Annotated in this window: 9 protein-coding genes; all 9 read right to left on the reverse strand. The window is 47.8% G+C overall.

What is annotated here, in order from left to right; genetic code table 11:
* Positions 1-9 precede the first annotated feature (9 nt).
* The 9 genes from L6I86_RS01600 to L6I86_RS01640 are packed head-to-tail and all read right to left on the reverse strand — an operon-like array spanning position 10 to position 13,691.
* The gene (locus tag L6I86_RS01600) at positions 10-1,530 is read right to left on the reverse strand and encodes an FGGY-family carbohydrate kinase (RefSeq protein ID WP_236284162.1); all 1,521 of its coding nucleotides are present in this window, start codon (positions 1,528-1,530) and stop codon (positions 10-12) included.
* A 10-nt stretch (positions 1,531-1,540) separates the two neighbouring features.
* Positions 1,541-4,570, reverse strand: a complete 3,030-nt coding sequence (locus L6I86_RS01605; RefSeq protein ID WP_236284163.1) for an FAD-dependent oxidoreductase — start codon at positions 4,568-4,570, stop codon at positions 1,541-1,543.
* 31 nt (positions 4,571-4,601) lie between these two features.
* Positions 4,602-6,734, reverse strand: coding sequence for a Sip1-related alpha-galactosidase (locus L6I86_RS01610; RefSeq protein ID WP_236284164.1), 2,133 nt, complete (start codon positions 6,732-6,734; stop codon positions 4,602-4,604).
* 11 nt (positions 6,735-6,745) lie between these two features.
* Positions 6,746-7,723, reverse strand: a complete 978-nt coding sequence (locus L6I86_RS01615; protein WP_236284165.1) for an ROK family protein — start codon at positions 7,721-7,723, stop codon at positions 6,746-6,748.
* Positions 7,720-8,352: a D-sedoheptulose-7-phosphate isomerase gene (locus tag L6I86_RS01620; protein ID WP_236284166.1), complete on the reverse strand. Its 633-nt coding sequence runs from the start codon at positions 8,350-8,352 to the stop codon at positions 7,720-7,722. The genes L6I86_RS01615 and L6I86_RS01620 overlap by 4 nt, the downstream gene beginning before the upstream one ends.
* Before the next feature lie 25 nt (positions 8,353-8,377).
* Positions 8,378-9,664: a four-carbon acid sugar kinase family protein gene (locus L6I86_RS01625; protein WP_236284167.1), complete on the reverse strand. Its 1,287-nt coding sequence runs from the start codon at positions 9,662-9,664 to the stop codon at positions 8,378-8,380.
* Positions 9,661-10,320: a class II aldolase/adducin family protein gene (locus L6I86_RS01630; protein WP_236284168.1), complete on the reverse strand. Its 660-nt coding sequence runs from the start codon at positions 10,318-10,320 to the stop codon at positions 9,661-9,663. The genes L6I86_RS01625 and L6I86_RS01630 overlap by 4 nt, the downstream gene beginning before the upstream one ends.
* Positions 10,321-12,753 carry an alpha-mannosidase gene (locus L6I86_RS01635; protein WP_236284169.1) on the reverse strand — a complete coding sequence of 811 codons (2,433 nt, stop codon included), beginning with the start codon at positions 12,751-12,753 and terminating at the stop codon, positions 10,321-10,323.
* A 17-nt stretch (positions 12,754-12,770) separates the two neighbouring features.
* Positions 12,771-13,691, reverse strand: a complete 921-nt coding sequence (locus L6I86_RS01640) for a class II fructose-bisphosphate aldolase (RefSeq protein WP_236284170.1) — start codon at positions 13,689-13,691, stop codon at positions 12,771-12,773.
* Between the last annotated feature and the right edge of the window lie 26 nt (positions 13,692-13,717).

Genomic DNA, 13,717 nt, shown 5'->3' on the forward strand with positions numbered 1-13,717 from the left:
CTCCTAAGTTTAGCGTTCTTTTGTAAACTGTTGCATATACCATAAATCGTAAGCTAGAAGCATCGGACGAAGGTGAGCAAAGCCATTCTCGAAGATTGACCGGTACTGATCATGTTTAGCGAGATCTGGCCTATAGATTTGCAAACTGCCTGCTGGAACAGCACGCATCGCCTCTTCAAAAGAACGATACACACCCGAACCGACCCCAGCCGTCAACGCTGCGCCGAGTAACGTCGCCTCTGGCAAATCAGGATGATGCAGATCGATGCCGGACATATCTGCTTTAATTTGCAGCCAGTGTTTATTTTTGGCTCCGCCACCTACAACAACCAATTTGTTGATGGATTCTTTGCCAATTTTCTCAGCTTCCAATCGCAGCCATTCCATCTGATACGCATTTCCTTCCAGGACAGCCTTGAACATGTCACCGCGATGATGACGCGAAGTCAGACCAATCCAAGCCGCCTTAGCCATTGCATTCGCAGAAGGTGCACCGCAACCGGACAAATAGGGGTAGTACAAAATACCAGTCGGTCCAGGTGCAACCTGATCAAGCATGCTCAATATATCAGAGTATGACAAATCTCCTGTATCCAAGAGGCCTCTTAGCCATTCGACCGAACCGCCAGAAGCCGAGTGTCCCCCCATCCAAAACATTTGATTGGCCAGAGGATGCCGTCCAAAAGCGAGTCCCGACTGATAATCGTCCTCATCAAGCATCCTAGCACCAAAGTTCCCAACTAACGTTTCAGCTGTGCCCATCGAATTATAGACAATGCCACGTTCTGGTTGACCAATGGTAAGCGATGCACACACATGATCATGTCCTGCGAGACAAACCGCAACGCCAGTCCCTAGTCCAAGCCCGAGGCTAACATTCGGAAGAACTTCCCCCACGCTAGTACCCGTTGCAACCACCGTGGGGAAATGGCTTTCTGACAATCCGAAATGTCGAATCAATGGCAAATTCCATTCCCTCTGATCCATTCGGTATACGAATGTTCGTGCAGCAAGTGTTTCTTCTTCCGCGAACTTCCCAGTAAGTAAAAAGGCCACATAAGAGGAAACAGACAGCCAGACGCTTCCATTCAGTGCCTCGGGCTGCGTATCTTGAATCCAAAGCAGCTTCGACAGTCCTTGCTTAAATGACGGGTGAAGTCCGCTTTGGCAAAACTGTTCATAAGCATCAATCTCCTGTTTAATCCGCCCCTCATGCGGGAGGGAACACGATTCAAACCACGGAATGATCATCGTTCTGACAGCGCCAGTTTGACGGTCCACTAAAAGCCCGCTTTCCGCCATACTCGTTATACCCACTGAACGAATCGAGGAGATGCCCTCCACCGCAGTAATGACTTCTCTGATAAGAGAACTGATGGTACTCCACAATTCGTGCGGGTCATAATAAACATATCCCTGCGAATGCTGATTCTTCAGATTGGCGCGAATTGCTGTAGCGAGAAGCCTGCCTTGCTCATCTACTACCCCAGCTTTTATATTGGTTGTTCCGATATCCAGCGCTAAAAACAAAGCAGCCACCTCATCCTGAGAAAGATCCCTTATATGTCCGTAAAATAGACTCACTGTTCGTTTCGATATCCAACTGTGTCTGAAGCGGATACGTATGCTGATAGGGCTGAACGGTATCCAGCCAACGATGTAAGCTCTCGGGGTCATTATCCAGCGCTTGCCCACCAAGCGCTCGTAGATGCTGGAATGCCTGCTTCGCTAAGAGCGATCGGCCATCACTTACGTATTGAATCAACACTTCATAGCCAAGCCTGCTTCCACAACGAGCCAGCGCCCTGCCAATAACCAGCTCCAGCATGGCTCTCCGTTCCAAAAAGTAGTCTGCTTGCGGAATACTCGTGCTCACCTGACCCTGTAAATAAGGAATCCGGTGCAAGTGTTCCAATACAGGAATGGCATTCCTATCTCCTAAACGCTCTGCGCCTTGACTAACCGCATCTATATAGTAGAAGAGGCCTAACCATGTATCTCTAAAGTCTTCTTCACTTGGCTTCATAAGCTCGACGATCCGTTCCCATACGGCAATTGCGCGTGAATCCTTCGTTTGTGCGAGGGAATATAACAAGTAAACGACATCAGGCATCGCACCATGATCAGGCGGCAGCTGGACATACATCATATCCGCAGTTCGCCGCGGAAGTTCGCTCCCTTCTAGTTCAGCCATAATCCTAGAGATCAATACTGGAACAGCCGCTTTGCTTCCTAGCATAGCTAATGCTTGCGCCAATCGGATCTCCCGCATCCCCGTTGCGTGCTCCATCGCCTCAATTAGGTACGGAACGATGATCTGTCCAAGGGAGCATATTTCCACAAAGGGAAGCGTCTCCCGATAAACTTCATTCATTCGCATGTTCGCGTATTCATAAAGCGGTTGATCCGATTCTATTTTATCAACCAAAAGTCTGAGTTCTGCGTTTGTATACTTCATTGGTGCAAGATGTCTCGTCTTAACGGTTTCAGGCAAAATCCCTTCTCGGATTAAGCGATCTTGCAGCTCCTCAATCCCAATATTCCTTGGGATGACTCCGGATCGAACAGCTAATGCCGCCGCAAGCGCAGCAACGCCGCCTAAATTCTCCAAATCAGACTGCATCCGTATAGCAGGTAGCGCATCATGCGTAGCAGAAATAGCTTTCCCTGCAACTAACAAGCCTTCAATCCCTTTCGGCAGCAGCAAGCGATAAGGAATTTCAATTTCTAAATTAGGAGGTATGAGTCCAATGTTAATCCAATCTGCTCCGCTGACCCCTTTGACATCATGGTTGCTAAAATGAATATTAATCACATCGGGCCAACTGCGTTGTAGAAGCTGATCAGATAGCTGCATAACAGTGTCCCCGACAATGTGTCGGCTTTCCCGCGTTGCCACATAAATGCCATGATCATGCAATTGGGGATCGCCCCTTCTGCGTCCAGCCATGATAGCGCGTGTATAGTCCAAAATATCCGATACATCCACCATACTTGTAAAATTGTTCTGTATCTTGTCCGGTTTGCTGTATTGCGCAAGCGAGTACCACATCACCGTGTGGTCTTTCGCAGATCCGTACACGAATTCCGCTCCTGCAAAAGCAGCCACATCGCCATCCCCTGTCGCGTCGATCACAACATCGGCGTAGATCGCAGCAGGTCCCCAACGGGTAGCAACCAGCACGCCGCATATTCGCTTCTCTTTCATCACCGCTGCATACGTAAAAGCATTCATCAGCAGATCAACGTGATTGCGCTCTGCTTCCTGCTGAAGAGCGAACATTTTGGCTTCGATGTTCCATTTATGGCCCTTGTACTCGATGGACTGCTGCACCTTCAGAACAGCATCATGAATACGAGCTGCGAAGCCTTCCCTTCTGCCGAACCAATAGCTGTCGACGCCACCAAACGTTCCTGTTCCACCCAGCCCTGGATTCATATCGACGAGCATCGTGCGAACGCCTTCGCCTCCTGCCGTGATGGATGCACAGGCACCGCTTGAACCTCCACCGATAACGAGAACATCGACATTTTTCATCGTGGGTACTTCCGTTTTCAACCTAATCCGCGAGTAAGCTAGATCAGTCTGTTGTTCGTAAGTTGTTTGAAGTAAATAAGCAGCCAGCTGCATACCCGCCTTTGTCGCTTGAATCGGATCTAAATTCTCAAGCGACTCTGGATTGACTTTTACTCCACCCTCATCGAATGCTACTGGACCGTAAAGCTCGAAAGACGACCCACAAAGCGTAGCCTTTCGGAATGCCTCAACAGACTGAATTAGAAATGCTGTCAACCCCATGCCTCGACGACGAGCTTCCAGTTCCCGTTCCCCAGCTGCTTCACGCTGATTCGCACTCCGAAGTTCCATCCAATATTCCACGTAGTAATGTTGCTTGTCTCGATATCCTTGAATCAGCCGTATTTTGTCTCCAAGCAAGCACAAACTTTGGGGAACCCTGACTTCTAGCTCTCCCTCAGCTTCTTCCGCCCACGCCACGCCGGTAAACTCTAACGTTCTTGCAAACGCTGCCGTTTTCCCAGAAGCAAATAAATCAACGGACTCACCGCTAAGCTGGGAGACGACACTTGTTTCCGTCATATCAATGATTCGATTGCAGCGGATAAATTGGCTGCCTGTTTTATTCGCAATCACAATGCCTTCCGATTGCTTTCCTGTTTCCTTTGTAACAATAGCAACTGGGAGTGAAGCATAAAGGAGCGCAACGCCGTTGGCTATCAGTATATCTTCAAGTGCCCGCTTCAGGCGGTCCGGATGGAGCGGCAAGTGTGTCCTGCTTTTCACAAACGATTCTTCCCAAGATTGCTCTATGGCAAATTGAATAAGCTCAGGGCAATGCGGGATATCACTCGAAGAAAGATCAAGCCACGGACGAAGAGGGGCGGTTAGTTCCCGCCCCAAATACGTTCGTGGCTCGATGATCATGACTTGTTGTCCGGCTTTAGCCAATTCCACCGCACAGGCGATACCGGCGAAAGACCCGCCAAGGATGACAACGTCTTTTCCTTCCAGTTCAGGTATGTCCGCTTCCCATTGGGCCTTCTTTTCCATGTCATCTCACCTCACTTGTACGTAGCTATTGTTATTCCGAAACGGAAAGAACGACCGTCAGCTTTCCTTCCAGCTTAGGAATGTCTACTTCATACAATTGTTCACTTACGGATACAACAGAAAGTGACTCGCCATTTACCCGTACAGCTATTTCCTTGCCTGCTGACACGAATCGGAACGTACCGCCTTCTTTTAATGAAAGAGATACGGTAGCACCTTCCGACTTCACTTCGCTTACTGCATCCGTAGCGATGTATTTATCAGTTAGACCAATTGGCGTTGCAGCTCCTACAATTGGAATAAATAAGTAAAGCGCGCATTGTGCTGGCTGAAGTACGAAATCATGCTGTTCGTTCAAACGCATCAACTTCATCTCGCCGGAGAAATGTTCGTAAAGCACGAATTGTTCGCCTTTTAATCCTGGAACGTCAGAAGGACGAACTGAGCCCTTCACTTCATCTGTAAACTTACCGATGTGGAATGCAGCTACAACGCCTGATCCTTGAGCCATATTCCATAATTTCAATGGGACTGTTTCTTTCGTAGGATCAAGGAATAGACAGTCTGCTGTAGGGCTTGGCGTTTGTTCACAGCGAATAATACGTCCATTTTGGTAAATAAGCGGCCATATTTTAGAAGCATCGGTGTTGCCTGGTGCATCGCTGAAATAAACGGGCCCACCGCTGACCGATCGCAGCACGGCATTTTGAATATCATCGTGATTCTTGGTCCAGTACATATCCCAGTCGCCGTAATAGAACGCCCCGTGATAGTACGAATTGTACGCATTTTGCAGCGCATGCTCAGCAAATCCAAATTCATCTTGCGGGACGAAGTCATCGCTGTTGCGAGAAACCGAAGATTTCGGACGGTGCCACATATTTTCAGCCGCCATCCCCATGCAGTTAATGATTGTGTTATTAAAATGTAACGACGCCGATGCTTCCAGCGCTTGATGGGCAGCAGCCGCAGCCTCACCGATCGACCACTCATGCTTCGTGAAATTTAAGACAGCGCTCTGGCTGTCGACTTTGACAAAGTCAATTCCCTGACGCTCAAGGAAAGAATGCCAGGCATGCCAGAAACCAAAGCCGCGCGCCGCATCCGGATAAGGAATTAAGCTCCCTCTAGCATTGTTGTAGAGATAGTCGCTATATTGCTTCGCCAGTGGAGATTCCGGATGAATGCCGCCCCAGTACCCTGCAATGGTATGCCAAACACCTACCCAACGAACACCATGCTGCTCTTTAAGCCTGCGTACCGTTTCGGCAAGCCCTTGAGGAAACTTTTCTTGATCCGCTTGGAAGGCGGATAACTTCTTATCGATCGTTTGTGACCAACCATCATCAATCATCACCCATTGAACAGGTAGTCCGGCCGCCTTAAGCTCTTCCGCTTTGATCAACAAACCTTCTTCATTGACTTGATGGTAAAAGGCATCCCAGCTGCACCAGCCCAGTGAATCCAGAATTTCAGGGTATGGCTTCTGAGCACGAGGCAGCGTCGGGTAATCAAGGGCATGCAGTGCAGCGTCAACATGCTGTTCTACTAATTGATAGGGATCTGTCCCTATGCCTAGGACAAAAGATAAGGTTTTACATTTCGATCTTCCGCCTTGATGTGAAGAGACCCTGATTTGCAAACCAGTCGCGGAGCCGCAGACATCGGTACGGAACTCAGGACCGCAGACGGGGAGCAAATGAAAATAGGAAGCATCTTTGCTCCACAGCAACGATTGCGTGCGTTCGGGTAAAGTTGACCAATCGTGATTAAAATGAGGTCTCGTCCACCAATCTTTATGTTGGTAGTTGGCCATTAAACCGTCTACTTGACCCATCTCTTCGATATGGAGGATGATGCCATTTTGTGCGGAAAAACAGCGTTGTTTTCCAAAATCATTTGCACTAATTAATTCACCCTGAACGGATGTTAGTACATAGGTTTCGTAACTACGAAAACGAAGATGTACAACAGCTGTATCTTCCTCATTGCCATAGGTTTGATTCGTTTCCGTATAAGTACCACGTTCATCCATACCTGGTGTTTCATCGCTAGCGCTAAATAGAAGCGGTATTGTCGAACCGGTGTCAAGTGTCACCGTTACGCTTATTCGACTTAGAATTGACTGCAAACCATTTGATCTTATTTCATTTCCTAGTACCATAAGGTCCTCCCTTAATTCCGCTGTTGTTCATAGGCATGAAGCGCAACCGATAAGCTGGCTGCATCTCCGACATGATCTTTTAAACCAGAAGGTACAATTCGGCAAACACCGAGTGAAATCGGTAAAGCCTCACGCTGCAGCTCCTCCATGACCAGAGGGGCAAGCATCGATTCCTGACGTTCATAAATGCTCCCAATGACAATGGTATTCGGATTAAGGATATCGACCAAGATTGCCAGTCCGCGGCCTAGCTGCTGACTAACCGTTCGAATGACCCTTAGGGCTAGTTCATCACCTGCATGGGCAGCATCAAACACATCTTTCGCTGATAGCTCATGGAGCTCCTTATTTACCAATAGAAGGACCGAATTCTTCACATGCAAACCATCTTCGACTAACTTTTGAGCCAGTCGGGCAATCCCGCCACCGCTGCAAAAACCTTCGAACGAGCCATATTTCCCATAGCCTAATGGTCCATCCTCCGCTAAGCGGATATGCCCAACTTCACCGGCCATATCATTGGCTCCCCCATAAATGCGACCGTTTAGGATAAGACCGGCACCCATGCCGGTTCCAAAGGTCAAGAAAACCATATTGTCCGAACCGCGACCAGCTCCCCATTTCCATTCGGCCAATGCACAAGCGTTAGCATCATTCTGCAAGCCAACAGGAACGCTGAAACGATCTCGAAAAGGCGTCAATACATCAATACGATCCCAGCCAGGCAGATTCGGCGGCGAAAGTACGAGACCATCTTTACTGCTCAAAGGTCCTCCACAACTGATGCCGATGGCTTGCAAAGTACCTCCGTTGTTGCGCTGCAGCAATAGTTCCAGTGCATCTCCAAGCTGCGTCAGTGCTTCTTCAGGCGTTGCAGGAGTGGGAAAGCTTATTTTATCTACAATGTGAATCGTATCTGAATTGCTAACACCAAGCACAGCCGCGCATTTCGTACCTCCAATATCCATACCACCTAGCAGAAGACTCATTCGAAGAATGCCTCCTCCAGCATCATACAAAGCGCATGATAGATCGGAAGATGGCGTTCCTGAATGTCTGGTGTTGAGCTGTAAGGTACACGAATGATGACATCGCAAAGGTCTTTTAAGCGACCCCCGCCTTCACCCGTCAGACCAATCGTCGTTACACCCATGGATTTGGCTACTTGCACCGCATGCACAATATTGGCCGAGTTACCGGATGTACTGAATACAACAAGTGTATCTTCTTGTTTGCCATACCCATAAACTTGTTGCGCAAAGACCATATCTGCCGCGACATCATTATTGAAAGCTGTTGCAAACGCCGTATGGCTAACAAGTGAAATGGCTGGAAGCGCCCCCTGCAAATGATCCGCTAAATAGGTCCCCTTTGCTTCACCGTGAACCATCATCTTGTCTCTTTGCTCCTTAGGGAGTTTACGTGGCGACATAAAACCTTTCATTAATTCGCCCACCACGTGCTCACAATCTGCTGCACTTCCTCCGTTACCGGCAAGCAGCATTTTGCCTCCCTTATCGAACGACAGCTCCATCGCTTCAAATGCTGCTTGGATCGAAGCGCGGCAAGGCGCCAAGTCGGGGTATTTCACCAAAAGTTGCTCTAACACTTTACTCATACTGCAATCTCCTTCCCACACATGTTTAGGTTTGTTTCAGATGTTCAATCGCTTCTATGAAAAAGGGTTCGCTGCCGAAGCTGCCTGATTTCAGAACTAAGAAACGCTCAGGCTTCTGGAGTGTTAGACAGGACGGCAGTCCTGGCTGAATTTCTTGCCATATGCATAGTCCGCCAATGCCAAGCTTCGCACAAACAGCTGCAGATGTTTCTCCACCTGCGATGAGCAGTCGTTGTTGTCCTGTCTCCTCGACGATAGACCTAATAACATCGGACAGGGCATCCGAAACGAGCTCAGATACCTCCGTATTATCGAAGCCAAGCTCCATCCCTTTCACTTTCGTCGCAGCCACCTTGAGCGGACTGTTCGAAGCGTGAATAAGGACATCGCGCCCTTCCTTGAGAAGGTTTGAAGCTTCGCCAATGATTTGGTCGCAATGTGACTCCCTATCCGAAGGATCGAATAACAGCAGAGAATCAAGCTCCAATGCGGGCAACCCCTGCCCTTTCGCGTAAGTAATTTGAGCAGCACTTTGGGGCATTAAGCTTCCTGCGACACATAAGACAGCTGATCTCCCAAGCTCAGGCAGTTGATTCGTAACCCCCGTTTGGATGGCACTCGGCTTTTCTAGCAGGGCTAGTTCCTCAGCTAAAGCGGAGCTGCCGCAAAGGATCGGTTCCTGATGAACCGCTTGCGCAATGATTTGAAGTGATTGCTGATCACGCACGTCTAGAATCAGGTAGTTGAAGCCATTGTTCTTCAATCTAATGATCTCAGCCATGATTACGGATGAGCCCTGTTCAATAATATCTATGGTTATGAGCCCTACACGCCTTGGCGTTTGTGACTGTAAAATATGAAGCAAATTGGATTCATGCATCGGATGGACAGGATCATTGCGAAACTCAGATTCTTCCAGTTTTTTACCATGCACATAATGAATGCCGTCTAAGGTTGTTCGACCATTTTTCGGGAAAGCGAGCACAACAATAGCAAAAGATGCCTCTAAGGCATCTAGCATGGCATCGAATTCAGCACCGATATTGCCTCGAAAAACGGAACACGTTTTATTGATAAAACGTGCGCAACCCGCTTCCTTCAGCTTCTTCGTCATCTGAAACACTTTATTATAGGCTTCCTCCGGCGTATCTAATCGGGAATGCGTGTCGAGGACGAGCACTTCCGGCTGCATACCGTCGTTCTGATACATCCATGCTTCCATTGGATAGACATGCGTCATGATGTTTGCCTTGGCATACATAATGCCGATGTCATTGGCCCCTGTAATATCGTCGGCGATAATACCAATCATTCCGAGTACCCCCTACGTGGCCGATAGCCCGATTCGTTCAAGAAGCTCTGAACCACATCTTCTGGCAGCGCTCGAAGCGTAATACCTGAGCTTTTTGCTGTCACAAACATCTTGCAAGCCATTTCAAGCGTATGCATGGCCATCCGTGCTTCCTTCACATTCGTATCGTAAACAAGCACACCATGATTTTCGAGGAAGAGAACATTGGCTTTGCGAGCTTTCTCACGCACCGCATCACCAAGCTCACGGGATCCAGGATGATAATAAGGAACACGTTCAATCCGTTCCAGGTAATACATCGTTTCAACAAACCATTCGGATGGCAGACGTTCTCCCGAGCAGGCTAGCATAGTACTGTAAAAGGGTGAAGCATGAAGTACGGCTCCTACATCAGGTCGTGATTCATAAATCGCTTGATGCATGGGCACTTCTTTCGATGGTTTCTTCCCTGCCACAGAAGACGTGGCACCCGCGGATAAAGAGCACTCGACGAAATCATTTTCGTCGAGCTCTCCTAAATCTGTACCGCTTGCTGTTATGAGATAATGGTCACCATGGGTTCGCGCACTGATGTTGCCGGCGTTTCCCCAAGCCAAACCATGATTTAGCATGTATCGCCCAGCTTCCTGCAACTGCTGCCAAACCGATGTTTCCATTTACTCCACGTCCCATTCCAGCATATTGGTTTCTTTGATCGGCAATTCCGGATTTTGCGGCACGCGGAAGGTTTTGATCTCGCATGGTTTAAAATCCGCCTTGATGACACGTTTCCATCGTGGCAATGCAATCTCAGCGGAGGTTGCTGATTTGTTCGTCTCATAGACACGAATAATGAGGTCATCATTATCTTCTGCCTTCTTAATTGCACTAACAACGATATTGTCTCGGTTGACGTTCACAAAGGAATCCGTCTGCGCAAGATCACCTTTATGGAACGATTCGATAACTGCAATCGGCTTGCAGTTTAGCTCCGCAGCGCGTTTCACTGTGCCTGCTTGCTCCCAAGTCCCTTCATGCGGCAGCAAGGAGTAGGAGAAACGCTGAATACCTTGATCAATGAAGGAATACTCGCCGTTCGGATCCGGTTCATAAGGCACATGATGCGCGTAAATAGGGCTTCTTAATACCGTCATCGCCATATCCTGGTTATGAATGCTATAGCTGTATTTAGCATCGTTCATGAGGCTGAGGCCATACATGATGTTGCCTTTGCGAGTTACGCCGGAATAATCAATCCACGTTAACCCTGGCTCTTCTTCACCATTATGCTCACGTTCAATCGTGCCGTACGGAATCTCATAAGTTTGCTTGCTAAAGATCACATTTACAGGGAACACCAGCTTCAACATTTTGAACGATTCACGCCAGTCCACCATCACCTGTACATCGATCTGATCGCGATCCGGGTACATAGCGAAATCTTGAACCAGTTTGGAATTGCCGTACTCGCTGACAACACGAATGACCGATTTCACAGGACCGTGTTCAACACGGAACACCTTTTTCGCTTTGAAGCTACCTGCTTTTTGGTTGAAATGCAGGACATCATGGCTCCACGTATCCGATTTATCATCAAGGACAATTGGCTTCGCCCCTTCGCCTTTCAACACTTCATGATCGACAACTTTATCATGCAAGCTTTTGATATACCCTGTTTCTTTATCAAACTCTAAGCGGAAACGCTTATTTTCCATCACTAAATCGCTAGCTTGGATGGGTTCACCAACAGGTTTATGTGAAGCTGATTCTGCTACCAATTTATACACACGATAACCCATGGATGGCAGATCAGCCATAAAACTAAGCCGGAATCGGCCATTCGCAGAGGCCTGAGATTGCACCGTCTGGAACGGTACCGGGTTCCCTTTGTCATCCAACAAAACGGTCGTTGGTTTAATACCGCCAACTTCGAGCTCCACATTCACTCGACTTTCCCAGACATGTGGATTGAATACAACGATTGGTTTCATCGTTACGTCTTGCTCTATGTTGATGTTCCAGGATAACGATTGAACGGCATAATTCAGCGATCGATCGGCTATAGCCATAGCTTCACCGTACAAATACATCGCATCTTCGTAAGCTGGTTCAAGACTCGTTCCCGCCAGAATGTCGTGGAACTGATTAAAGAGCACATTTTTCCAAGCTTGATTGAACTCAGCCGGATACGGTTGGCCTGTTATCCACGAAGCAAGTGCTGAGTATTTCTCTGCTGCCATAAGGCGATTCTCAGCCTTGCGATTCCAATGTTTAATGCCAGAGTGAGCCGCATAACAGCCACTAGCATGATGCTGCAAATCATCGTGTACAACGGGTAGGTTTAAATTCTTTTTCTCCATCTCCTGGAAATAGACATCTGGCGTTGCAAACTCAAGCTGAGGAAGCGATGGGTCCGCGTTCATGCGGCGAATACTTTCGATATTCTCCTTCGTTGGGCCACCACCGTGGTTTCCAACGCCATAGAACAACATCAGTTCGTTCAAAGGATCTTTGAATTCGCCTAGACAACGGCGAACATGGTTTTCCAAATCTTTGCCCCAAGACAAATATTCGTACATAATGCGGAAGGTCATAACTTGTGAGCCATCATCCGATTCCCACATGAACAGACGGCTTGGCAGCCCTTTTTCATTCGGCATCGGACGCATCATCACGTAATAATCCATGCCGCTCTTCTTTAGAATTTGCGGAAGCATCCCGTTATGTCCAAAGCTGTCTACGTTATAGCCGACTTTCGCAGTCACTCCGAATTTCTCTTTGAAATAATGTTGGCCATACAGACCTTGACGGACAAATGATTCGCCATTCGGAATGTTACAGTCCGGTTGAATCCACCAACCGCCTACAATGTTCCAGCGACCTTCTTGTACGCGTTTTTTAATTTCCGCGAACATAGCGGGCTCATTATTTTCAATCCACTCGTACATGGCCGCCGAGCTGGACGTGAAAATAAAATCTTCAGATTCCGTCATACGATCTAATGCGGAACGGAAAGTAGCTTTCGCTTCTTGGAAACCTTCCTGCCATTGCCATAACCAAACCGGATCTAGATGTGCGTTCCCAATCATGTACAGTTTGTTATCTTTCATTGAGAGAATCCCCCTATTTATTTATTGAAAACATCCGCTTTGCCAGCGCTGCTCAAAAATTCATTCATTTTTTCCATAACGGTTTGCGTTACCGCATCACGACCGATTTGAAGCATCTCTGGTGATAGGTTCTTACATTCTTCATTCGTCATGCGTTCTTCACGGCCAAGTGCCTTGAGCAAGGACAGCTCCAAATCCGTCGCAATATTCACTTTGCTGACTCCACCACCAGGTAGATGATAGGCATTTCGCATCATCTCAGGTGGTACACCGGAACCACCATGCAGGACCAGGTGTACCGGTGTTAATTTACGAATCTTCATTAAGCGATCGTAGTCAATTTTCGGCTGCTTCACGACATATACACCGTGAGCTGTACCACAAGAGACAGCAAGCGCGTCAATCCCAGTAATCGCAACAAACTCAGCCGCTTCGACAGGATCTGTGTACAATTCTTCATCCTTATCTGTCTCTACAAAATCAGTTGTTCCGATCATACCCAGCTCGGCTTCAACCGATACACCTTTGGCATGGGCATAAACGACAACCTCTTTACTTATGGCAGCATTCTCGTCAAAAGGCTTCTCAGAAGCATCAATCATGACGGATGTAAAACCTGCGGCAATGGCTTCTTTAATAGTTTCCAATTCCTTCGTGTGATCCAAATGTAGGACGACCGGAACAGTAATTTTCAACTCTTCAACTTGACGATAGAATTCTTCGCCGAACTCAGCTGCCGTAATTCCATAACGAATCAATTCTTTATGTGAAATTTGAACGATCAATGGAGAGTTCGCTCCTTGACCTGCTTGTAGAACAGCAGCAATCATCGGCGTGTAGCGCGGTGAGAAAGAACCAATCGCAAAATGGTGCGGTTCAGCTACCTCTAGTGCCTGTTTCAATGTGATAACGGGTGAATTCGTGGAAGTTCTTGTCATGGTTATAATCTCCCTATAATCCGATT

The organism is Paenibacillus allorhizoplanae, assembly GCF_927798215.1.
GTDB classification, from domain to species: domain Bacteria; phylum Bacillota; class Bacilli; order Paenibacillales; family NBRC-103111; genus Paenibacillus_E; species Paenibacillus_E allorhizoplanae.